Source organism: Xanthomonas sp. LMG 12461 (genome assembly GCF_009192935.1).
GTDB lineage: Bacteria > Pseudomonadota > Gammaproteobacteria > Xanthomonadales > Xanthomonadaceae > Xanthomonas_A > Xanthomonas_A sontii.
In genome coordinates, this window is sequence record NZ_NQYT01000070.1 from 65,006 (window position 1) to 86,597 (window position 21,592).

Here is a 21,592-nt window from a genome sequence, read left to right on the forward strand (position 1 = left end):
CACCCTCCCGAGGGGGATCGCATACAGCGACGGTGCGCTATCGTGTCGCCGTGCCGACCCCCTCGATCGAAACCCGCCTGAGCCGCCTGTGGGCCCACGAAAAGGCCAGCTACGGGCTGCGCGTGTTCATCGCGCTGGCGGTGGCGATGGGCGTGTGCTGGCACCTGCAGCAACTGGAGGCGGTGCCGGCGATCTTCCTGGGCACCATCGCCAGCGCCATCGCCGAGACCGACGACAACTGGCTGGGCCGGATCAAGTCGGTGCTGCTATCGCTGCTGTGCTTCGCCGCCGCCGCGGCCGCGGTGGTACTGCTGTTCCCGTATCCGTGGCCGTTCGCGGCCGGCCTGGCACTGTCCACCTTCGCCCTGACCCTGCTCGGCGCGCTCGGCGAACGCTACGCCTCCATCGCCCAGGCCACGGTGGCGCTGGCGATCTACGCGATGATCGGCCTGGATCACGGCACCCAGAACGGCCATGTCGGCGGCAACGCCTGGCACGGCGTGGCCTTGCTGCTGCTCGGCGCCGGCTGGTACGCGGTGCTGTCGGTGCTGTGGACGGTGCTGTTCGCCAACCGGCCGGTGCGCGAGCGGCTGTCGCGGCTGTACCTGGAGTTGGGCCGCTACCTGCGGCTCAAGGCGGCCCTGTTCGAGCCGGTGCGGCAGAGCGACCTGCACGCGCGGCGGCTGGCGCTGGCCGAGCAGAACGCGCAGGTGGTGGCCGCACTCAACGCGGCCAAGACCGCGATCATCAGCCGCTTCGGCCGCTCCGGCCGGCCCGGCGTGCAGTCGGGCCTGTATTTCCGCCTGTACTACATGGCGCAGGACTTCCACGAGCGCGCCAGTTCCTCGCACTACCCGTACGAGGCGCTGACCGACGCGTTCTTCCACAGCGACGTGCTGTACCGCTGCCAGCGCCTGCTTGCCCTGCAGGGCAAGGCCTGCGCGGCGCTGGGCGAGGCGATCCGGCTGCGGCAGCCGTTCGACTACGGCGAGCAGACCCAGCAGGCCACCACCGACCTGCGCGAGTCGCTGGATTTCCTGCACGCCCGTGCCGACCCACGGCAGGCGCGGCTGCTCGGCTCGCTGGAATTGCTGGTGACCAACCTGCACAGCATCGAGCGGCGCCTGGCCGAGGCCGCGCAATCGGACACCACCAGCGACACCCTCGACACCCGCCTGCGCGACTCCTCGCCGCACACCCTGCGGGAGATGCTGCGGCGCCTGGGTCAGCAGCTCACGCCCGGCTCGGTGCTGTTCCGGCACGGCCTGCGCATGGCCATCGCGCTGGTGGTGGGCTACGCCATCATGCAGTCGATCCACGCCAGCAACGGCTACTGGATCCTGCTGACCACCGCCTTCGTGTGCCGGCCCAACTACGGCGCCACCCGCCTGCGCCTGGCCCAACGCATCGCCGGCACCCTGATCGGCCTGGGCGCGGCGTGGGCGCTGATGCAGCTGTTCCCGGGCACCGAGCTGCAGTTGTTGTTCGCCCTGCTCGGCACGCTGGTGTTCTTCGTCACCCGCACCGACCGCTACATGCTCGCCACCGCGGCGATCACGGTGATGGCGCTGTTCTGCTTCAACCTGATCGGCGACGGCTTCATGCTGATCTGGCCGCGCCTGCTCGACACCCTGATCGGCTGCGCGATCGCCGCCGCCGCCTCGTTCCTGATCCTGCCGGACTGGCAGGGCCGTCGCCTCAACCAGGTGCTGGCGACGGTGCTGTCCAGCAGCGCGCGCTACCTGGCGCAGGTGCTGGAGCAGTACCGCAGCGGCATGCGCGACGACCTGCCCTACCGCATCGCCCGCCGCGACATGCACAACGCCGACGCCGCGCTGTCGGTGGCGCTGTCGAACATGCTGCGCGAGCCCGGCCGCTACCGCCGCAACCTGGATGCCGGCTTCCGCTTCCTGGCTTTGTCCAACACCCTGCTCGGCTATCTGTCGGCGCTGGGCGCGCATCGGGCGGCGCTGGCCGGCGAGACCGATCCGGACATCGCCCGCGCCGGCGACTACCTGCCGCAGGCGCTGGGCGCGCTGGCCGACGCGCTTGCGGAACGACGTGCGCTGCCGGCCGCCGACGAGCCGGCCGAGATCGCGCTGGCCGAGGCGCTGGAGCGCGAGGACGGCATCGACGAGGCCAAGCGCCGGCTGGTGCGCAACCAGCTCGCGCTGACCCTGCGCCTGCTGCCCAAGCTACGCGACGCCGCGCAGGCGGTCACTGCCGCGACGGTGCCGTCGGCGCCTGCGCCGGCGCTTGCCGCGCCGGCCGCACGCTGAGGCCCATCCACAGCAGCGCCACCACCGCCAGCGCCGCACCGCCGAGCGCCACCCCGCGCCAACCGGCATAGGCGTAGGCCGCGGTGCCGAGGCTGGACCCGATCGCACCGCCGATGAAATAGCAGGTGACGTAGGCCGAGGTGATGCGGTTGCGCGCGGCCGGATCCAGTTGGTAGATCACGCTCTGGTTGCCGATGTGCACGCCCTGCACCGCCACGTCCAGCAGCACCACGCCGGCGATCAGCAGCCACAGCGAGTGCGGCGCGCCGAGCAGCAGCAGCCACGACAGCAGCAGCATGACCAGGCCGCCCCAGCCGACCAGATGGCCGGCGCCGCGGTCGGACAGCTTGCCGGACAGGTTGGCGGCGAACGCGCCGGCCGCGCCGATCAGCCCGAACAGGCCGATGGTGGCGGTGCCGTAGCGGTAGTCCGGGCCGGACAGCAGGAACGCCAGGGTGGTCCAGAACATGCTGAAGCCGGCGAACAGCAGCCCGCCCAGCACCGAGCGCGCGCGCAGCACCGGCTCGTCGCGCAGCAGCGCCAGCACCGAACCGATCAGGTGCGGATAGGACAGGTGCGGGTTGCCGGGGTGCCGCGGCAGGCCGCGCCACAGCAGCCCCGAGGCCACCAGGATCAGCACCGCCGCGACCCAGTACACGGTGTGCCAGCCGCCGATCCCGGCCAGCAGGCCGGAGGCCGTGCGCGCCAGCAGGATGCCCAGCAGCAAGCCGCTCATCACCGTGCCGATGACCCGGCCGCGCTCGTGCGGCGCGGCCAGGGTCGCGGCGAACGGCACCAGGATCTGCGCCGCCACCGAACTCAGGCCGGTGATCAGCGTACCCAGCATCAGCAGCGCGAAGCTGTGCGCCATCGCGCTGACCAGCAGGCCGACCGCGCTGAGCGCGTACAGGCCGACGATCAGGCTGCGGCGCTCGAAGCGGTCGCCCAGCGGTACCAGGAACAGCAGGCCCGCCGCATAGGCCAGCTGCGCAGTGGTGACCACCGCACCGGCGCGGCGCACGTCGATGGCGAAGGTCTGCGCCAGCACCTCCAGCAGCGGCTGCGCGTAGTAGTTGCTGGCCACCGCCAGGCCGGTGGCGGTGGCCATCAGCAGCACCAGGCCGCGGCGCATCGGCGGATGCGAAGTCGTTTCCATGGACGGACACCGGATCGTGGGGAGGGGCGCAGTCTGTGGCGGTGGCAGCGATCGTTCAAACGCATTTTTTTCACCACTGCCATCTGTTTTCGAGATAGTGTGATTCCCGCGCCGACAGGCCGGCCGGTTCGCCGGGGCCGCCGCTTCGAACGCAGGCGGCGTCCGGACTGGAGCGCCGCCCCACCACCGCCCCCGCGCCGAAGGAACCCGCACCATGCCCAGCACCGACATCGCCGAGGCGCTGCAGCAGCACGGGTATGCGGTGGTCCGCGGCTTCCTGGGCGACGGCGACATTCCCGACAGCCTGCTGCGCTTCCTGGAAGGCGCCGAGAAGTTCCACGACGGCGTGATCGGCGACCTGCCGGCGGCGGACATGCAGCGCATCCAGGCCCGCATCGCCGCGACCGTGCCGGCGGTGGCCGCGGCCATGGGCCTGGCGATCGCCGTCGACCGCTTCGGCTACTGCGCCATCCGCATCCGCGAAAGCCATGCCGCGCCAAGCCTGCGTCTGCCGTTCGACCAGCACCGCGATCCGAAGACCGCGCCGGGCGGCGCGCTCAACTGGCACCTGGACCACTTCAGCTATTTCCTGCATGGCGACCACCGCAACTACCTGATCTGCTACATGCCGGTGCGCAAGCCCGATGCCGACCTGGCCAACGTGGCCATCGTCGCCGACGACGTGGTCGCGCGGCTGGATCCGCAGCTGCACCAGCGCATCCAGGGCCGCGGCGCGCTGCGCTTCCGCTGCGTGGAGGCCGACACGCTGGACTGGTTCCGGCTGCGCTTTCCGGGCGAGGCCCTCGCCATCGGCGACTGGTATGCGATCGAGGACCTGCACGACGCCAGCCCCGGCTGGAAGATCGGCTTCGACCTGGAAGCGCACAAGGTGGTGCCGCACCTCGCGGTCGGCGACCTGCTGATCATGCGTGCCGACGTCATCCACCGCACCCACGACGCCGGCTGCGACCGCATCTCGGTACGCTGCGACGCCCTGCCCGCGCAGGCGCCGCGGCTGGACACGCTGCGCGGCCTGCTCGGCATCACCCTGCGCTACCCGTTCATGAGCCGCAAGCGCCGCTACAACATCCGCCTGTGGCTGCGTCAGCAATGGCGCAAGCGGCTTGGGCGCACAGCATGAGGCGGGCACTGCGACAGACGGCGCATGGCGCATGCAGCCCCGGCGCGGATCGGCTGCGGCCTCGCCACCGTGCGCGCCAGGCAGCGCCATGCTGACCCTGCGCCAGCTCGAATTCGCCGTCGCCGTCGCCGAGGAAGGCAGCTTCACCGCGGCCGCGCGCCGCTGCCACACCGTGCAGTCGGCGCTGAGCCACCAGATCGCCAAGATCGAGCAGGCGCTGGGCGCGCGCCTGTTCGAACGCGGGGCGCGCCACGTGCGCGCCACCGCCGCCGGCGCGGTGTTCCTGCACAACGCGCGCGCCACCCTGCGCGCCGCCGAACGCCTGCACGAGGAAATGGCGCAGACCCTGGGCACGGTGCGCGGCCGCCTGCAGATCGGGCAGATCTCCTCGTTGAACGCAGTGCAGGTGCCGGCGGTGCTACGCCGCTTCCGCGAGGCGCACAGCGCGGTGGACGTGCACTTGCGCACCGGCATGAGCGATGCGCTGCTGCTGGAACTGGGCGAAGGCCGGCTAGACGTGGCCCTGGTCGGGGTCGGCCCGCACGTGGCGCTGCCGCCGCAACACCTGCTGCTGCACGAGGAACCGCTGGCGCTGATCGCCGCACCCGGCAACCGCTTCGCCGCGCGCCGCCAGGTCTCCCTGCGCGACCTGGAAGACGCGCCGATGGCCGGGCTGATCCCCGGCGCCGGCGTGCGCGGCATCATCGACCGCGCCTTCGCCGCCGCCGGCCTGCGCCAGCGCCTGCAGTACGAGGTCACCCATGCCGACCTGCAGCGGCAACTGGTGGCCGAGGACCTGGGCCTGGCGGTGGTGCCGCAGACCATGGCCACCGGCATGCACGGTGTGGCGACGGTGGCATTGCGCGAGCGCTTCCGCTTCCTCACCTATGCCGTGTGGCGGCCGGATCCGACCCCGGCCGCACGCGCCTTCATCGCCCTGCTGCGCGCCCAGCGCGACGCCCTGCAGGCCGCAACCGACAGCGCCGGCACCGGCCGCCGCATGCCGCGCCTGCGCACGCGGTGAACCTGCTAGGCTGCGCGCGTTCGCAAAGGAGCCTGCATGTCCGCCCACAGCCAGTTCGCCCTGTTGCGGCAACGCCGCTTTCTGCCGTTCTTCGTGGTCCAGTCGCTGGGCGCGTTCAACGACAACGTGTACCGGCAGGCGATCATCGGCCTGCTGTTCTATCTGGGCGTGACCCCGGAGCAGCGCACGCTGTACACCAACCTGGCGCCGGCACTGTTCATCCTGCCGTACTTCCTGTTCTCCTCGCTGGCCGGGCAGATCGCCGAGAAGCTGGAAAAGTCGCGGCTGGTGGTCATCACCACCACGATGGAGATCGGCATCATGTCGCTGGCCGCGGTCGGCTTCCTGACCGAGAACATGGCGGTGCTGCTGGTGGCGCTGTTCTGCACCGGCCTGCAGTCGACCCTGTTCGGCCCGGTGAAGTACTCGATCCTGCCCTCGGTGCTCAAACCGGAAGAACTGACCGGCGGCAACGGCCTGGTCGAGATGGGCACCTCGATCTCGATCCTGTGCGGCATGATCCTGGGCGGGCTGATCTTCCAGATCGCCGGCAGCCACGGGCCGGTGGCCGCCGCCACCGCGGTGGTCGCGCTGGCGGTCACCGGCAACCTGATGGCGCGCTGCATCCCCAAGGTCGACGCCGGCGCACCCGAGCTGAAGATCAACTGGAACCCGCTGCCGGAATCGCTGGCGATCATGCGCCTGACCCGGCGCCAGCTGGCGGTGCGCAACGCCGTGCTCGGCGTGTCCTGGTTCTGGTTCGTCGGCACCGTGCTCACCGCGCAGTTGCCGACCTACGCCGAACTCAACCTGGGCGGCGCGCAGGACCTGTACATCTTCGCGCTGGCGCTGTTCTCGATCGGCACCGGTACCGGCTCGTTGCTGTGCGAGAAGCTGTCCGGGCGCACCGTCGAGATCGGCCTGGTGCCGCTGGGCGCGTTCGGCATCAGCGCCTTCATGCTCGACCTGTACTTCGCCCGCCCTGGCGCCGCGCTGCAAACCGGCCTGGGCATCGGCCAGTTCGTCCACCAGGCCGGCAGCTGGCGGATCATGCTCGACCTGGTCGGCATCGGCCTGTGCACCGGCCTGTTCGTGGTGCCGCTGTTCGCGCTGATCCAGAGCCGCACGCCGAAGGCGGAACTGTCGCGCGTCATCGCCGGGCTCAACATCCAGAACTCGCTGTTCATCGTGCTGGCCGCGATGATCGGCATCGCCCTGCAGATGCAGCAGTTGCACCTGTTCGGCGTGCGCATCCCGATGCCCGGGCTGAGCATCCCGCAGGTGTTCCTGGCGCTGGCCATCGCCAACGCGGTGGTGGCGATCTGGATCTTCAGCATCGTGCCCGAATTCCTGATGCGCTTCCTCAGCTGGCTGATGGTGCGCACCCTGTACCGGCTGCGCCTGCTCGGCGTCGAACGCCACGTGCCCGACGAGGGCGCGGCGCTGATCGTGTGCAACCACGTCAGCTACATGGACGCGCTGGTGCTGGCCGCGGCGATCCCGCGACCGGTGCGCTTCGTCATGTACTACCGCATCTTCAACATTCCGGTGATGCGCTGGATCTTCCGCACCGCCAAGGCGATTCCGATCGCCGGGGCGCGCGAGGATCCCGAGCTGATGCAGCGCGCGTTCGACGCCATCGACACCGCGCTGGCCGAGGGCGAGCTGGTGTGCATCTTCCCCGAAGGCGCCCTGACCAAGGACGGCGAGATCGCCGCGTTCAAGTCCGGCGTGGAGAAGATCCTGGCCCGGCGCGCGGTGCCGGTGGTGCCGATGGCGCTGCGCAACATGTGGACCAGCATGTGGAGCAAGCGCGATTCGCGACTGCGGCGCATGCGCGTGCCGCGGCGTTTCCGCGCCCACATCGAGGTGATCGCCGATGCGCCGGTGGCCGGGGCCCAGGCCACCGCCGAGACGCTGGAGGCGCAGGTGAGGAGGCTGCGTGGCGATGCCGCCTGAGTGCGGCGCAGGTGCCCTGGGCACGCGCTTCGGGTAAATTAACCGCAGGGGAGACGCCACAGGCCGTGGCGTCCAATGCGAAGGACCGAGCGGACAGTGAACCAGCCCGAACCACCAGCAGCGCCCAACGCGGGCGTCTATGTGCCCAACAACATGGTCTGGGCGATCCTGTCCACGCTGTTCTGCTGCCTGCCGCTGGGCATCGTGTCCATCGTCTACGCCGCGCAGGTGGATGGCCGCCGCGCTGCCGGCGACATCGAGGGCGCGCGCGCCGCCGCACGCAAGGCCGGCTGGTGGGCGCTCGCGTCGCCGATCCTGGTCGTCGTGTGGATCTTCGTGGCCATCCTGCTGGAGGCGATCGGCAGCCTGGCCGGCAACTGATCCCCACCGTTTCCCGTTCCACCACCCAACCACCGGAGTAACACGGATGAATACCACCGCACCGCAAGTGTCCAACAACCTCGTCTGGGCGATCCTGACCACGCTGTTCTGCTGTCTGCCGCTGGGCATCGTGTCCATCGTCTACGCCTCGCAGGTCAACACCAAGCTCGCCGCGGGCGATGTGGCCGGTGCGCGCGATTCGTCGGACAAGGCCAAGAAGTGGGCGATCTACTCGGCGATCACCTCGGTGGTGCTGATCGTGCTGTACCTGATCTTCCTCTTCGCCCTGGGCGGCCTGGGTATGATGCAGCAGTCGTCCATGTCCTGAGCACCGCGGCCGCCGTCGCCTGCGACGGCGGCCGACCACGCGATCGTCCGCCTGCCATGTCCCTTCAGCGCCTGCAGTCCCTGCCCCGCTGGCTGCCGCTGGTCGCACTGAGCGGCGCCGCGGTGGTGGCCACCGTGGTGCTGCGTCGGATCGATCCGAATGTCCCCGGCAATCCGCTGCCGGGCTGCCCGTTCCGCGCCCTCACCGGCCTGTATTGCCCCGGCTGCGGCAGTACCCGCTGCCTGCACGCGCTGGTGCACCTGGACCTGGCCCATGCCTGGACCAGCAATCCCCTGCTGGTGGTGGCACTGCCGCTGCTGGCGATCATGGCGCTCAACGCCGCCGGCCTGCGCCTGCGCCCGCTCGCGCCGCTGCTGAAGATCCTCGCCGACCCGCGATTATGGCTATGGGTGCTGCTCGGCTATGCGCTGCTGCGCAATCTGCCCTGGTATCCCTTCACACTGCTCGCGCCGCACTGACGGCCCGCCACCTCCGCACCGCAGCGACTCGTCTAGACTCACCGACTGCCGTGCACCAGCCATCCAGGAGATCCACATGAGTACCGTCAGCCCCGTCGCGCCCCCGCCGCCTCCCGCCTCCGGCGTCCCCGGTCCGGTTCCCAACCACCTGGCTTGGGCGATCATCTCGACGGTGCTCGGCTTCTGCCTGTGCTGCCCGGCGCTGATCACCGGCATCGTCGCCATCGTGTTCTCCAGCAAGGTCAACGGCCTGCTCAACCAGGGCGACCTGGAAGGCGCGCGCCGCGCCTCCAACACCGCCAAGACCTGGTGCTGGGTGACCACCGCACTGGCCATCATCGGCCTGCTGATCAATGCCGTCATGGTCGCCACCGGCGGCATGCAGAGCTACATGGACTACATGCAGCAGATCCAGCACGCGAGCTGATCGGCGTGCGCGCCTGGCAACAACGGGCGTGCCTGGGCGCCGCCGCCGCATTCGCGGCCGGCGGCGCCACGCTGTTGTACCGCTTCGATCCCAATGCCGCGAACAACCCGTTCGCACCGTGCATGTTCCATGCGCTCACAGGCTATTACTGCCCGGGCTGCGGCATGACCCGCGCCCTGCATGCGCTGGTGCACCTGGACCCGGTCGGCGCGTTCGCGATGAATCCCGGCGCGATGCTGGGCCTGGCCCTGTTGCCGGGCCTGATCGCCTGGAAGGCCGGCTGGCGCGCGGCCTGGTTTGCGCCAGTCGTGAGCGTGGTCTCGCGGCCGAATTTCTGGCTGGTCGCGCTGCCGGGCTACTGGATCGCGCGCAACCTGCCGTGGTTCCCGTTCACCCTGCTGGCGCCCGGCTAACGGCCATGCCGCAGTTCGGCATCTACAGCAAGGAACTCTTGGTCGGCTGGTCCGCGCTCGAACTTGGCGACGCGCCCATGGGCGTGGCGTTCGGCAGGTTCGTGCCGACACCGTCCTATAGGTTGATCCAGGCGCAGGTGATCGCCGCCCAGGGTCCGGCGTCGGAGGGCTTGCATCTCTCGGCACGCGATGCGAACGGAACATTGCTCGAATGCATCGGCGTGTGCATCAGCAACCACTCGGCGGAACTCGGCGCGAGTGGGCGCGAAGTGTCGGTCATCGGCATCAGCGATCCGCAGTATGCCCAGTTGTTTCCCCTGCATGTAGCTGCGTACGAGCGCCAGTTCCCGAGCGGCGACTGACAGCCCGCCGTCAGTTCGGAACGCGTCCCCCCGCCGAATTGATGCCGGCCTTGGGTATGCGCCTCAGCTGACCCAGCCGGCGATCACCAGCAGCGCCAGCAGCACCAGCCACAGCAGCAGCACCCGCCACACCTGGCTCATCGCATCGCGCAGTTCGGGCAGGCGCCGCAGCGCCGGCACCACCATGCCCGCGTCGCTGTAGTCGTGCGCCTCGGCATCGAGTTCGCCGCGTACGCTGGCGCACGCCACCGGCCCGAGAAAGCCGGTGTCCAGTTGCCACCGCTTGCCGCCGGCGGCGCGCCAGGCGCCGAACACCGCTTCGAAATTGCCGACCAGGGCCAGCGAGAAGGTCATCAGGTGCGCCACCGGCCATTCCAGCGCCGCCAGCAACGCGCGCGCGCCGGCGGCGGTCGCCGGCGGCAGCCGCGCGGCATAGGGGCCGACCGCAGCCAGCGCCAGCAGCCGATAACCCAGCGCGCCGAACGGCCCCAGCAACAGGAACCAGAACAGCACCGCGAACCAGCGCCGCAGCGCGCTGACCGCCACCGCCTCGACCAGCCCGGCCGGATCCTCACGCAGCGGCCCGCCATCGGCCTGCAGTTGCGCCACCGCCAGGCGCCGCGCGCTGGCGTCATCGGCGTCGATGATCGCCTCGACGTCGGTGTCCAGGTCGCGCGGACCCCAGCTGAAGGCCAGCACCACGATCCCGAACAGCAGGATCAGCAGGCCCAGGTGCGGTGCCGCCAGCAGCCACTGCAGCAGGCCGACCAGCAGCAGCGGCGGCAGCAGCGCCAGCGCGATGCCGTAGCGGCCGCGCCAGGCGCTGCCCTCGCCGGCATGCGTGTCCAGCCAGCTCAGCCAGTCGCCGAAGGCGTCGAAGCGGCGCAACGAGGCCACCATGCCGGGCGCGACATGGCCCAGCACCAGGGCGACGATCACAGCGACGAGGGTCGTGAACATGCAGGTCCTCCGGGACCGTTCTGAAGCGGGTGCGCGGAACGTACCGGCGCGGTCAGGCCGGCGCGCCGTGCCGGTACCAATCCTCGATCAGCGCGCGGGCGATGGAGATGCGTGGCGGCAGACGCAGGCCGTGCCCATCGTCGGCACTGTCGCCCTGCGCCGCCAGGCGCGCCAGCGCGGCGCCGACCTCCTCGCGCTCGAACCAGCGCGCGTCTTCCAGTTCGCCGTCGACCTGCGGCGTGTCCGCCTCCGCCTGCGCACTGAAGCCCAGCATCAGCGCGCCAGGAAACGGCCACGGCTGCGCGCCGTAGTAACGGCAGCTGCCCGGCCGCACCCGCACCAGGGTCTCTTCGGCCACTTCGCGCGCCACCGTCTGTTCCAGCGATTCGCCGGGCTCGACGAAGCCGGCGATCACCGAGTAGCGCCGCGCCGGCCAGCTCGCCTGGCGCCCCAGCAGCAGGCGCCGGCCATCGCTGACCGCGACGATCACCGCCGGATCCACCCGCGGATAGTGTTCGCTGGCGCACTGCGTGCAGACGCCGAGGAAGCCGCCGCGCTGCAACGCGATGGTGCCGCCGCACACGCCGCAGAAACGGGTGCGCGATTGCCAGTGCAGCATCGCGCGGGCGTAGGCGAACAGGCCCGCCTCCGGCGCCGGCCACTCGGCCGCGGCGCGGCGCAGGTCGATGCGCTGCGGCGGCGCCAGCGCCTGCGGCAGCGCGTCGGCGGCCAGCGCGAACCAGGCCTGATCCTGGTCCAGGCCAAGGAAGATGGCCTGCTCTGCCAGCGCGCCCAGGGCGGCGGCGCTGGCGATCAGCGGGCGTCCGTCGGCATCGGCATGCGCCTGGCCATCGGCTTCCAGCACCAGCACCCTGGCCTGTTCCCAGGCCTGGCGCAGCGCGGCCGGGTCGTTGCGTACGGCATCGGCACGGTCGATCGCAGGACCGGCGAAGGCGAAAGAGGCAGGCGTCGGATCGGACATGCGCCGCAGGGTGCAGGCAAACCGTGCGTCCCGCAAGCCGCAGCGTGTCTACACGCTGAAGCTGCTGCCGCACCCGCAGGTGGTCTTGGCGTTGGGATTGCGGATCACGAACTGCGCCCCGTGCAGGCCTTCGCTGTAATCCACTTCCGCGCCCATCAGGTATTGCAGGCTGAGCGGGTCGACCAGCAGGGTGACCTGGTCGGTCTGCACCGCCAGGTCGTCCTCGGCGCGGTTCTCGTCGAACTCGAAGCCGTACTGGAAGCCGGAACAGCCGCCGCCCTGGATGTAGACGCGCAGCGCCAGCGCATCGTTGCCTTCCTCGCGGATCAGTTCGCGCACCTTGGCCGCAGCGGCCGCGGTGAAGTTCAACGGCCGGTCCAGCGACTGGTAGTCGGGCGTGGGCGCGGCGCCGGGCAGGGAGACGAGAGTGCTCATGGCGGGAGAATGGGGACGGCGGACGGCCGAATCAAGCCTCGGCGGTGAGCGCGCGCGGCGGCTCGGCGTCGCCGGCGGCCTCGCGGTGCGCTTCCGGCGGCGCCAGTGCGGCCAGGCTGCCGGCGTGGATCAGGCGCCCGGTCAGCTGCGCGCCGGCGTTCATCTCCACCACCTGGTAGTGCACGTTGCCCTGCACCCGTGCCTTGGACGCCAGTTCCACGCGCTCGGCGGCATGCACGTCGCCGATCAGCTGGCCGTTGATGATCACCACCGGTGCGCGCACCTCGCCCTCGATACTGCCGTGCTCGGACAGGGTCAACGTGGCCGGCGCGCCGTCTTCGGCGACGACCTTGCCGAGGATGCGCCCTTCCACGTAGAGGCCGCCGCTGAACACCAGGTCGCCGCGGATCACCACCTGCGCGCCGATCAGCGTATCGACCACGGTCTGGCCGCTGTTGCGGCTGTTCTTGTTCCCAAACATAGGCTGATTATTCCCCTTTGCCGTTACCGGCCAATGTCCAATCGAAGGTCTGGCTGACCGGCGCCCCGCCGCCGCTCAATGCCACCCGCACCCGTTGCGGGGTGAAGCCCTTGGGCAGGATCACGCTGCCGTCCAGTTGCTGGAAGTAGCGGAACGAGTAGTCCTGCCCGGGCACACCGGTCTTCTGGTGCAGTTCGTCCCAGCCGACGCTGGTCAGTTTGCCGCCGCGCACGCCTTCCACGGTCAGCCGCAGTTGCCCCTGGCTGATCGCGCCGCGGTTGAGGTTCTGGGTCAGCACCACGTTGTAGCGCCAGGTGCCGCCGGCCTCGGCGGAGAACTCCACCGAATGCACGCTCAGGCCCTTGCGCTGGCTGGTCGCGCCGACCAAGCGCTCGTAGAACGCCACGTCGGCCCGCAGCCCGGCGATCTCCTCGTCGCGCTCCGCCAGCGAACTCTGCACCTCGTTGTTGGCGGCGCGGCTGATCTGGTCGGAACGGGCCAGGGTCGCCTGGCGCTGGTTGAGCGTCTCGATCTGCCGCTGCTGCGCCTGCAGGTTGCGTTCGGCCTCGCGCAACTGCGCGCTGACCGCACCGAGTCGCGGCGCGGCCTGGCGGCTGGCCAGCCACCAGGTCAGCGCCAGCGACAGCAGCCACAGCCCGGCGAGCAGCAACCACAGCCCGCGGCCGCGGCGGGGCGCGGCGCCATTGGCCACGATCTGGAAACGGGGAACGGGTCGGTTCATGCGCGCTGCCGCGCCACCGAGGCGGCGCCGGCGTCGATCCTCGCGGGTCGGCCTGCTGGGCCACCTAGTGTAAGCCACCCTCCTGAGCGGCGCCGGACTGCGCGGCCGGCCCGCGCCGCGGGCTGGCCTTCGTGGCGGGCTTGGCCGATAGTGACCGGCATCCGTGCTTTGCAGGAGCGCCTGCCATGACCGACGCCCATCTCTTCGTAATCGGCATCCTGCTGGCCTGGCTGGCCGGCATCCGCGTCTACCTGACCGTGTTCGGCATCGGCCTGGCCGGCCTGCTCGGCTGGCTGGAGCTGCCGCCGGCGCTGCAGGCGACGCAGTCGTGGTGGGTGCTCGGCACCTCCGGCGCGCTGGCGCTGGCCGAGTTCTTCGCCGACAAGATCCCCGGCGTGGATTCGGTGTGGGACCTGCTGCAGACCCTGACCCGGATTCCGGCCGGCGCCTTCCTGGCCGCGGCCACGCTTTCGCCTGACGGCCAGCTGAGCGCCGGCGCGCTGGCCACCGGCGCGGGCGTGGCGCTGACCAGCCACGCGCTCAAGGCCGGCACCCGCGCCCTGCTCAACACCTCGCCGGAACCGGCCAGCAACTGGATCGCCTCGCTGGCCGAAGATTCGGTGGTGATCGCCGCGCTGGCCCTGGCCCTCGCGCACCCGTGGCTGGCACTGACCGTCGTGCTGGCGGCGAGCGCGCTCGGCGCGTTGCTGGTGTGGTGGACATGGCGCCTGCTGTGGCGGGGCATGCGCCGCCTGCTGGCCTCGCCGACGGCACCGGCCGGCAACGTCTCGCATCCCGGCGCACAGCCATCGTGAACTTCGTCGCATAATTGGACGCGCCCCAGGAACCAGACGCGATGCCCGCCAACGACACCGCTCCGCTTTCCCCTCGCGAGGACGCGCGCGCGCGCCATGTCCGCGCCGAGACCCCGCCGCCGCACTACTGGCGGCGCTGGGTCGGCGACGCGGAGCGCGCGGCGCCCGCCGATCCCGCCGCCGGTGACGGCATGGCCGATCCGGTGCCCACCGAACTGGCGGCAGCCGCCACGCCACTGGCCGCCAGCGAGCACGACGACGGCACCGGCGACGCCAACGCGGCCGCCTTCGTCGTCGCCGACGCCGCCTCCGATCCCGCCGCACCGGCCGCGGCCGCGCCGTACCGCGTGCTGATCGTCGAGGACGACCGCGCGCAGGCGCTGTTCGCGCAGAGCGTGCTGCATGGCGCTGGCATGCATGCGCAGGTGCAGATGCAGGCCGAAGGCGTGCAGCAGGCCATGGTCGACTACCGGCCGGACCTGATCCTGATGGACCTGCACATGCCGGGACTGGACGGCATGCGCCTGACCGCGCTGATCCGCCAGCAGCCACAGCACCAGCTGCTGCCGATCGTGTTCCTGTCCGGCGACGCCGATCCGGAACTGGAATACGAAGTGCTCGACAGCGGCGCCGACGACTTCCTGACCAAGCCGATCCGGCCGCGGCACCTGATCGCCGCGGTCTCCAACCGCATCCGCCGCGCCCGCCAGCAGGCCCAGCAAGGCCACGCCGAGGCGGTGCCGCTGAACAACCCCGAGACCGGCCTGCCGACCCGCGCCCACGTGCTGCAGTTGCTGGACACGACGCTGCGCGCGCGCCGCCCCGGCAGCCTGTACTTCATCGAGATCGCCAGCGCGCTCGGCCTGCGCGAACGCTATGGCTACGCCGCGTTCGAGCGGCTGATGGTGCAGGCCGGGCGCCGCCTGGCCGGCATCACCGCGCCGCAGCCGCTGGCGCGGCTCAACGACAACAGCTTCCTGCTGCTGGCCGACGACGCCGATGCCGACGCGCAGCGGCAACGCGCGCAGAGCCTGCGCGACACCCTGTCCGGCCACGCCTTCCCGTTGCGCGAGGACGAGGCGCTGCACCTGCGCTGCGCGATCGGCTACGCCGACTTCGGTCATGGCTTCGAGGACGCCGGCAGCGCGCTCGAAGCGGTCGAACGCACCGCGCTGCAGGCGCGGCTGCATCCGCAGAGCATCGCCGCCTACGTGCCGCCGCGCACCGACGAGGACCTGCAGCGCATCGCGATGCTGGAGGGACAACTGGAGCCGGCCTACCAGCCGATCGTCGCCGTCGCCGGCGGCGACATCGCCCAGTACCAGGTGCTGCTGCGCCTGCGCCAGCGCGACGGCAGCCTGCTCTCGGCCGGCCAGGTGCTGCCGGCCGCCGAGGCCGGCGGACGCCTCGCCGACCTCGACCAGCAGGTGCTGGACCACGCGCTGGGCCTGCTGCATCTGTACCAGCACGCCACTCCGCCGCTGCGCCTGTTCGTCTCGCAGTCCACGCGCACGCTGGCGCGCACCGCCTTCGCCGAATGGCTGATCGACACCATCGGCCGGCGCGGCGTCACCGGCACCTCGCTGGTGATCGACCTGCGCCTGGACGATGCGCTGGTCCACACCGCCACGCTGCAGCAGTTCTGCGCACGGCTGATGCCGCTGGGCGTGCAGTTCTGCATCAGCCAGTTCGAACCGGGCGCCGAGGCCGAAGCGCTACTGGCGCATCTGCCGCTGGGCTATCTGCGCCTGTCGGCACGCTTCGCCGGCGCGCATGCCGATCCCGAACTGCGCGACCAGCTGCGCGCCACCATCGACCTGGCGCACCGCGCCGGCCTGCTGATCATCGGCCAGCAGATCGAACAGGCGCAGGCCGCGGCCGCGATGTGGATGGGCGGGGTCGACTTCATCCAGGGCAACCTGGTGCAGTCGGTCGGCGACCAGCTGAACTTCGACTTCCAGAACGCGGTGCTCTAGCCATGTCCGTCCGCAGACGTCGGCCCGTCCCGCGGCCGGCGACCTTCGCCGCGGCGCTCGCCGTCGCCGGCACCTTGCTGGCGCTGCCGCCGCTGGCGCTGCCGTTGCCGCCGCTGTGGCATTGGTTGGCGCCGCTGTGCATGGCCGCCGCCGCGGCGCTGGCCACCCTGGCTGGCTGCCGCGCGCGCCAGCAGATCGAACGCCTGGATGCGGCGCTGGCGCGTGCCGCGCTGGCCGAGTCCGAGCGCAACGCCCTGCAACACGACGTGCACGTGCGCGAGCGGCTGGAACAGGAACTGCTGCAGGCCAAGCAGGCCGCCGAGGCCGCCGTGCTGGCCAAGGGCGAGTTCCTGGCGACGATGAGCCACGAGATCCGCACCCCGCTCAACGGCATCATCCCGATGCTGGAACTGATCGGGCGCGGCCCGCTCGGCCTGGACCAGCGCGAGATGCTGCGCGCGGCCAACACCTCCTCGCTGCAACTGCTGCGCATCGTCGACGACATCCTGGACTACTCCAAGCTGGAAGCGAACCGGCTGGAGCTGGAGATCACCACCTTCAACCTGCGCGAACTGCTCGACGGCGTGCTGGAGCTGATGCAGCGCGCGGCCGAGGCCAAGGGCCTGCGCATGGCGCTGCAACTGGACCCGGCGGTGCGCCTGCCGGTGCGCGGCGATCCGGTGCGCCTGCGCCAGGTGCTGAGCAACCTGCTCGGCAACGCGGTCAAGTTCACCGCGCGCGGCGGCATCGACCTGGGCGTGCGCCGGCTCGGCGAGACCCCGGCACAGCACCTGCTGCGCTTCGAGGTACGCGACACCGGCATCGGCATCAGCGCCGAGCGCCAGGAGCACCTGTTCCAGGCCTTCACCCAAGCCGACGCCTCCACCACCCGCCTGTACGGCGGCACCGGGCTGGGCCTGACCATCTGCAAGCGCATCGTCGAACTGATGGGCGGGCGCATCGGCGTGGCGTCGCGGCAGGGCCATGGCGCCACGTTCTGGTTCGAGATCCCGCTGCTGAAGGTGATCGGCGACCTGCCGCAGAATCCGGGCGGCCTGCCGCGGCTGCATGCGCTGCTGGTCGGCGCCGACCAGCGCCTGCAGCAGCGCCTGAGCGTGCTGCTGCCGAACTGGGGCGTGCAGGTGAGCAAGGTCGATTCGACCCAGGAGGCGCTGGAGCGGCTGCGCGGCAACGGCAGTGGCGGTAGCGTGCGCCCGACCTACGATCTGGTGATCGGCGACCTGGATGGACTGCGGCAGAGCGCGCGCGCCCTGCAACGCGCGGTGGCGCGCCTGCCGGCGCCGCAGACCGCGCGGCTGATCTGGCTGTACGGCGAGGCCGACATTCCCGAGGAAATCCGCGCGCACGGCGCGCTGCTGTCGCGGCAGGCGGCGGACATCGACCTGCGCAGCATGCTGGCGCTGGCCCCGGCGACGCCGAGCCTGGCCAGCGAGACCGCTGGCGATGGCGCCGACACCGCCGACGCGTTCTACCACGACGCCTTCGCGACGGACGTCATGGATGCCCCCGCACCGGCCCGCGCCGCGGAACCGACGACCGTCGTGGCCGACGCGCCGCCGCCGCGCAGCGGCTACCGCCTGCTGCTGGTCGAGGACAATCCGGTCAACCTGATGGTGGCGCGGCGGTTGCTGGAATCGCTCGGCCACCATGCCGACAGCGTCGAGGACGGCGCCGCCGCATTGGCGCAGTTGTCGCGGCAGCCGTACGACCTGGTGATGATGGACTGCCAGATGCCGGTGCTGGACGGCTACGCCGCTACCCGGCAGTGGCGCCAGCGCGAGGCCGATGCGTCGCGCCCGCGCCTGCCGATCGTGGCGATGACCGCCAACGCGATGGCCGGCGACCGCCAGCGCTGCCTCGATGCCGGCATGGACGATTACCTGTCCAAGCCGCTCGATCGCGCGCGGCTGGAGGACTGCCTGCAGCGCTGGCTGCCGCTGCAGCCGGCGGCCGCGCCGGCCAGCGCGGCGTTCGCGCCGGAGGCGGATGCAGCCGCGGACGGGTCCGCGGCGATCGCCAGCGGGCCAGCGGCGGATGCGCTCGCCGACGCGGTGGACGTCGAAGCGCAGGACACCCGCCACACCACCCTGCACACGACGGACGCCGCCACGGCGTCCAGCCCCAGCACCACGTCGACCGCCTCGATGCCATCGCCCGATCACGCCACGCTCGACGTCCCCCCGGCAGCGCCTGCGTTGGAACAGGACCTGGCATCGCGCGGCACCACCGCAACGTCGACGCTGCCGCTCGCCGCGCCGGAGGCAGACGATCCGGAACCGCCCTCAGCGGTGCCGGCGCCGGTGCTGGAGATCGCCGTGCTCGACGAGTTGCGCGAGGTCATCGGCTCGGCCAGCGTGGCGCAGATCGTCGAGCTGTTCCTGGCCGATGCGCCGCTGCTGATCCAGCGCCTGGAGCAGGCGGCGGCGACGGCGCAGAGCGACGCGCTGCGCGAGGCCGCACACACGCTGAAGTCCTCGGCCGCCAACCTCGGCGCGCTGGCGCTGTCGGCGGCGGCGCTGCGCATCGAGTCGGGCGTGCGCACCGGCACGTTGGATCGCCCCGTGGTCGCGGTCGCCCTGGTGATCGCCGAGTTCGCGCGCGCGCGCCTGGCGCTGAGCGGCTACCGCGCCAGCGTCCGCGACACTGCCGAACCCGCCGAACCCTAGCGTGGTATCGCGCTACGGCGCGTCTGCAGGCGACACGATCGCCCGCAAGACCCGGCCACAGTGCATCGAAGACATCGACGCACGGCCTACTGCCTTTCTTGTAGGAGCGCTTCAGCGCGACAAGGCGCTACCCGTAACGCCATCGCGGCTGAAGCCACTCTTAAAGGAACAGTGGCGCTGTGCATGCATGGCTGTCGTGGTGCACCTGCATGGCCTTCGCCAAGCCGCATGCTCCGCCCGCGATCAAGCGCAGAGGACGCCGCGAGATTCAGCAGCGACGTGTTGCGGTGGTCCGCACAGGAAGGTCTCGCTGCGCTTGCGCCGTACCGCCGCAGTCGCCGCCTACCCGGTGCGTGCAGAAACGGCTTCAGCCGCGACGATCACCATCAACGCGTCGCGGCTGAAGCCGCTCCCACAGGAGAGCGAGGTGGTGCGATGCCGATGCCATGTCGGCCGCATGGACTCTCGCAGGAGCGGCATGTGCCGCTGTTCGGGATCAGCGGCGACCTTGCGCCAGCCACGCGTCGCGGCTGCATGACAGTTGACTCCTGCACGTGCATGTCAGCGCCATCCCGGAGCGCAGAGCGAACAACATCCTGCGCGGCGCCGACACAGGCCAGCGCCGCGGCCTCATGCGCCGACGATTCAGTCGTCGAGCTTGGTCAGCAGGTAGTTCGGCTCGCCGATCCGGTCGATCAGGTCGAGCTGGGTTTCCAGCCAGTCGATGTGCTCTTCTTCCGATTCCAGGATGTCGGCCAGGAGCTGGCGGCTGACGTAGTCCTGGATCGATTCGGCGTAGGCGATGCCTTCGCGCAGGGTGACCGTGCCGTCCTGTTCCAGCGCCAGGTCGCACTCGAGGATTTCCTTGGGGTTCTCGCCGATGCGCAGCTTGCCCAGCGCCTGGAAGTTGGGGAGCCCCTCGAGGAACAGGATGCGGTCCGCCAGCTTGTCGGCGTGCTTCATCTCGTCGATGGATTCCTTGTACTCGTGCTCGGCCAGTTCCTTCAGGCCCCAGTTCTTCAGCATCTTGGCGTGCAGGAAGTACTGGTTGATCGCAGTCAGCTCGTTGTAGAGGACCTTGTTGAGGAACTCGATGACTTTGCTGTCGCCCTTCATTGCATCGCTCGCGTAAGCCGGAAAGCGCAGACTCTAGCGAATCGCGCTGCGACGTGAAGGAACGCGAATCGTGATCATCCCGCGCTGCAGCGCGGCGACGGCCTCAGGCGGCGCGGGCCAGACCGCCGAGCACCGGCAGGGGCAGCTCGCGGCTCAGCGCGCGCTCCAGCAGGTCGCCCGCCATGTCCAGGCAGGAGCCGCAGGTGGCGCCGCAGCCCGTGCGCATGGTCAGTTCGGACACGCTGCGGCAGCCGGCTTCGGCGGCTTCGCGGATCTGGCGATCGGTGACCCCATTGCAGATGCAGACGTACACGGCGGGCTTGGCGGCGGACGGCGCGGACTGCGCCTGGCGCCCATTCAAACCAAAGTGAGAATGGTTGTCAATTCCGCCCGTTAATCGTTATTAATCCGTGCCGCCCGGGGTCCGCCGCGCTTGCGTGGACGCTTGCGCGGCCGCTCGTGGCCCGCCGTATTGCCCGGCAGCCACGCCTCCTGGGCCAGAGTCGGCATGGCGCGGATGCCGGCGCCGGCGATGGTCTGCGCCAGCGGCGCCAGGTGGCGCAGCGCCCGCGCATAGACCCCGCGCTTGAACAGCACCACGTGCTCCACCGGGTACCAGAAATCGACCCAGCGCCAGTGGTCGAACTCCGGCGTCTCGGTCAGTTCCAGGTTCAGTTGGCTCTCGTCGCACTGCATCCGCAACAGGAACCAGACCTGCTTTTGGCCGATGCAGACCTGGCGCTCGTTGCGGCGGATGGCCCGGCTGGGCAGGCGATAGCGCAGCCAACCGGGGGTGGCGCCGAGCACTTCCACATGCTCGGGCAACAGCCCGGTTTCTTCGCGCAACTCGCGGTACATGGCCTCCACCGGGGTCTCGTCGGTGTTCATGCCGCCTTGCGGGAACTGCCAGCCGTCCCGGCGCACACGGCGTGCCCAGAACACCTGACCATCCGGCCGCATCAGCACGATGCCTACGTTCGGTCGATAGCCGTCCGGATCGATCACGATGCGGACTCCTGAAAAATCTACTGGCTCCGACTCTGCCATGGCTGCGGCCGGGCCACAAGCAGCGCAGAAACCCGTTGACAGCCGCCCGCTTCTCCATAAGAATTTGCGGTTCACCAGGGCTATGTAGCTCAGCCGGTTAGAGCACAGCACTCATAATGCTGGGGTCGGTGGTTCGAGTCCACCCATAGCCACCATGGTGTGTACGCCCGAGGCGTGCGATACTTGCAGTCCACATTGCCCCGTCGCCAAGCGGTAAGGCACCTGACTCTGACTCAGGCATTCGGTGGTTCGAATCCATCCGGGGCAGCCAAACACACAAAAAAGGCCGATCGAAAGATCGGCCTTTTTTGTGTGTTTGGCTGCGGGTTCGCGCAGGCGCAAAGCGCCTGCGCCCCGCGCCTTGCTGCGCAAGGCGCGGGCCCCAGCCCTTCCGCCTCCACA

At 70.5% G+C, this 21,592-nt stretch carries 22 protein-coding genes and 2 tRNA genes; 15 read left to right on the forward strand and 9 right to left on the reverse strand.

The window, feature by feature from the left end; translation table 11 throughout:
- Window positions 1-50 precede the first annotated feature (50 nt).
- Window positions 51-2,279 carry a YccS family putative transporter gene (gene yccS / locus CEK68_RS17570; protein WP_152237840.1) on the forward strand — a complete coding sequence of 743 codons (2,229 nt, stop codon included), beginning with the start codon at window positions 51-53 and terminating at the stop codon, window positions 2,277-2,279.
- On the opposite strand, the gene CEK68_RS17575 is transcribed toward yccS, so the two are convergent.
- Window positions 2,218-3,435 (reverse strand): MFS transporter, encoded by a 1,218-nt coding sequence (locus CEK68_RS17575; RefSeq protein ID WP_152240160.1) that lies wholly within the window; start codon window positions 3,433-3,435, stop codon window positions 2,218-2,220. The two genes, yccS and CEK68_RS17575, sit on opposite strands and share 62 nt — an antisense overlap.
- Window positions 3,436-3,649: 214 nt before the next feature.
- Here CEK68_RS17575 and CEK68_RS17580 point away from each other — a divergent pair, with 214 nt between their 5' ends.
- From CEK68_RS17580 to CEK68_RS17620, 9 genes are all read left to right on the forward strand, one after another.
- Window positions 3,650-4,576 carry a hypothetical protein gene (locus CEK68_RS17580; protein ID WP_152240161.1) on the forward strand — a complete coding sequence of 309 codons (927 nt, stop codon included), beginning with the start codon at window positions 3,650-3,652 and terminating at the stop codon, window positions 4,574-4,576.
- An 88-nt stretch (window positions 4,577-4,664) separates the two neighbouring features.
- Window positions 4,665-5,600, forward strand: coding sequence for a LysR family transcriptional regulator (locus CEK68_RS17585; RefSeq protein WP_152240162.1), 936 nt, complete (start codon window positions 4,665-4,667; stop codon window positions 5,598-5,600).
- 36 nt (window positions 5,601-5,636) lie between these two features.
- Window positions 5,637-7,559 carry an MFS transporter gene (locus CEK68_RS17590; protein WP_152240163.1) on the forward strand — a complete coding sequence of 641 codons (1,923 nt, stop codon included), beginning with the start codon at window positions 5,637-5,639 and terminating at the stop codon, window positions 7,557-7,559.
- Window positions 7,560-7,712: 153 nt separating this feature from the next.
- Window positions 7,713-7,940, forward strand: coding sequence for a CD225/dispanin family protein (locus CEK68_RS17595; RefSeq protein WP_017915514.1), 228 nt, complete (start codon window positions 7,713-7,715; stop codon window positions 7,938-7,940).
- Window positions 7,941-7,986: 46 nt separating this feature from the next.
- Window positions 7,987-8,268: a CD225/dispanin family protein gene (locus CEK68_RS17600; protein WP_152240164.1), complete on the forward strand. Its 282-nt coding sequence runs from the start codon at window positions 7,987-7,989 to the stop codon at window positions 8,266-8,268.
- 56 nt (window positions 8,269-8,324) lie between these two features.
- On the forward strand, window positions 8,325-8,747 hold the full coding sequence (locus CEK68_RS17605; RefSeq protein WP_043093564.1) for a DUF2752 domain-containing protein: 423 nt from the start codon (window positions 8,325-8,327) through the stop codon (window positions 8,745-8,747).
- Between the two features lie 76 nt (window positions 8,748-8,823).
- The gene (locus CEK68_RS17610) at window positions 8,824-9,174 is read left to right on the forward strand and encodes a CD225/dispanin family protein (protein WP_017912540.1); all 351 of its coding nucleotides are present in this window, start codon (window positions 8,824-8,826) and stop codon (window positions 9,172-9,174) included.
- A 5-nt stretch (window positions 9,175-9,179) separates the two neighbouring features.
- Window positions 9,180-9,587, forward strand: a complete 408-nt coding sequence (locus CEK68_RS17615) for a DUF2752 domain-containing protein (RefSeq protein ID WP_150409224.1) — start codon at window positions 9,180-9,182, stop codon at window positions 9,585-9,587.
- A 5-nt stretch (window positions 9,588-9,592) separates the two neighbouring features.
- Window positions 9,593-9,949, forward strand: coding sequence for a hypothetical protein (locus CEK68_RS17620; protein WP_152240165.1), 357 nt, complete (start codon window positions 9,593-9,595; stop codon window positions 9,947-9,949).
- A gap of 63 nt (window positions 9,950-10,012) precedes the next feature.
- On the opposite strand, the gene CEK68_RS17625 is transcribed toward CEK68_RS17620, so the two are convergent.
- From CEK68_RS17625 to CEK68_RS17645, 5 genes are read right to left on the reverse strand one after another with little or no spacing between them, the layout of a single operon-like run.
- Window positions 10,013-10,909, reverse strand: a complete 897-nt coding sequence (locus CEK68_RS17625) for a membrane protein (RefSeq protein WP_043093566.1) — start codon at window positions 10,907-10,909, stop codon at window positions 10,013-10,015.
- Window positions 10,910-10,961: 52 nt separating this feature from the next.
- On the reverse strand, window positions 10,962-11,891 hold the full coding sequence (nudC, locus tag CEK68_RS17630; RefSeq protein WP_152237834.1) for an NAD(+) diphosphatase: 930 nt from the start codon (window positions 11,889-11,891) through the stop codon (window positions 10,962-10,964).
- A gap of 48 nt (window positions 11,892-11,939) precedes the next feature.
- Complete coding sequence (erpA, locus tag CEK68_RS17635; RefSeq protein ID WP_017908990.1) at window positions 11,940-12,326, reverse strand: iron-sulfur cluster insertion protein ErpA; 387 nt, start codon at window positions 12,324-12,326, stop codon at window positions 11,940-11,942.
- A 31-nt stretch (window positions 12,327-12,357) separates the two neighbouring features.
- Entirely contained in the window at window positions 12,358-12,807 is a 450-nt protein-coding gene (locus tag CEK68_RS17640; RefSeq protein WP_017908989.1) for a polymer-forming cytoskeletal protein, read from the reverse strand.
- A gap of 7 nt (window positions 12,808-12,814) precedes the next feature.
- Window positions 12,815-13,549 carry a DUF6776 family protein gene (locus CEK68_RS17645; protein WP_043093568.1) on the reverse strand — a complete coding sequence of 245 codons (735 nt, stop codon included), beginning with the start codon at window positions 13,547-13,549 and terminating at the stop codon, window positions 12,815-12,817.
- Window positions 13,550-13,734: 185 nt separating this feature from the next.
- Here CEK68_RS17645 and CEK68_RS17650 point away from each other — a divergent pair, with 185 nt between their 5' ends.
- Genes CEK68_RS17650 through CEK68_RS17660 form a run of 3 tightly spaced genes read left to right on the forward strand, consistent with a single transcriptional unit; the run spans window position 13,735 to window position 19,027 of the window.
- Window positions 13,735-14,364, forward strand: a complete 630-nt coding sequence (locus CEK68_RS17650; protein ID WP_043093569.1) for a DUF4126 domain-containing protein — start codon at window positions 13,735-13,737, stop codon at window positions 14,362-14,364.
- A 41-nt stretch (window positions 14,365-14,405) separates the two neighbouring features.
- Window positions 14,406-16,340, forward strand: a complete 1,935-nt coding sequence (locus tag CEK68_RS17655) for an EAL domain-containing protein (RefSeq protein WP_152237833.1) — start codon at window positions 14,406-14,408, stop codon at window positions 16,338-16,340.
- Window positions 16,341-16,342: 2 nt separating this feature from the next.
- Complete coding sequence (locus tag CEK68_RS17660) at window positions 16,343-19,027, forward strand: hybrid sensor histidine kinase/response regulator (RefSeq protein ID WP_152237832.1); 2,685 nt, start codon at window positions 16,343-16,345, stop codon at window positions 19,025-19,027.
- A gap of 645 nt (window positions 19,028-19,672) precedes the next feature.
- Here the strand turns inward: CEK68_RS17660 and bfr are convergent.
- The 3 genes from bfr to CEK68_RS17675 all read right to left on the reverse strand — a co-directional run bounded on the left by bfr (window position 19,673) and on the right by CEK68_RS17675 (window position 21,148).
- Complete coding sequence (gene bfr, locus CEK68_RS17665) at window positions 19,673-20,143, reverse strand: bacterioferritin (RefSeq protein ID WP_017910327.1); 471 nt, start codon at window positions 20,141-20,143, stop codon at window positions 19,673-19,675.
- Between the two features lie 103 nt (window positions 20,144-20,246).
- Window positions 20,247-20,456: a (2Fe-2S)-binding protein gene (locus CEK68_RS17670; protein WP_017912292.1), complete on the reverse strand. Its 210-nt coding sequence runs from the start codon at window positions 20,454-20,456 to the stop codon at window positions 20,247-20,249.
- An 80-nt stretch (window positions 20,457-20,536) separates the two neighbouring features.
- Entirely contained in the window at window positions 20,537-21,148 is a 612-nt protein-coding gene (locus CEK68_RS17675) for an RNA pyrophosphohydrolase (protein ID WP_152240166.1), read from the reverse strand.
- Window positions 21,149-21,268: 120 nt separating this feature from the next.
- Here CEK68_RS17675 and CEK68_RS17680 point away from each other — a divergent pair.
- Both CEK68_RS17680 and CEK68_RS17685 read left to right on the forward strand, forming a co-directional pair.
- Window positions 21,269-21,345 (forward strand) — tRNA-Met (locus tag CEK68_RS17680).
- 41 nt (window positions 21,346-21,386) lie between these two features.
- Window positions 21,387-21,461, forward strand: a tRNA-Gln gene (locus tag CEK68_RS17685).
- Window positions 21,462-21,592 lie beyond the last annotated feature (131 nt).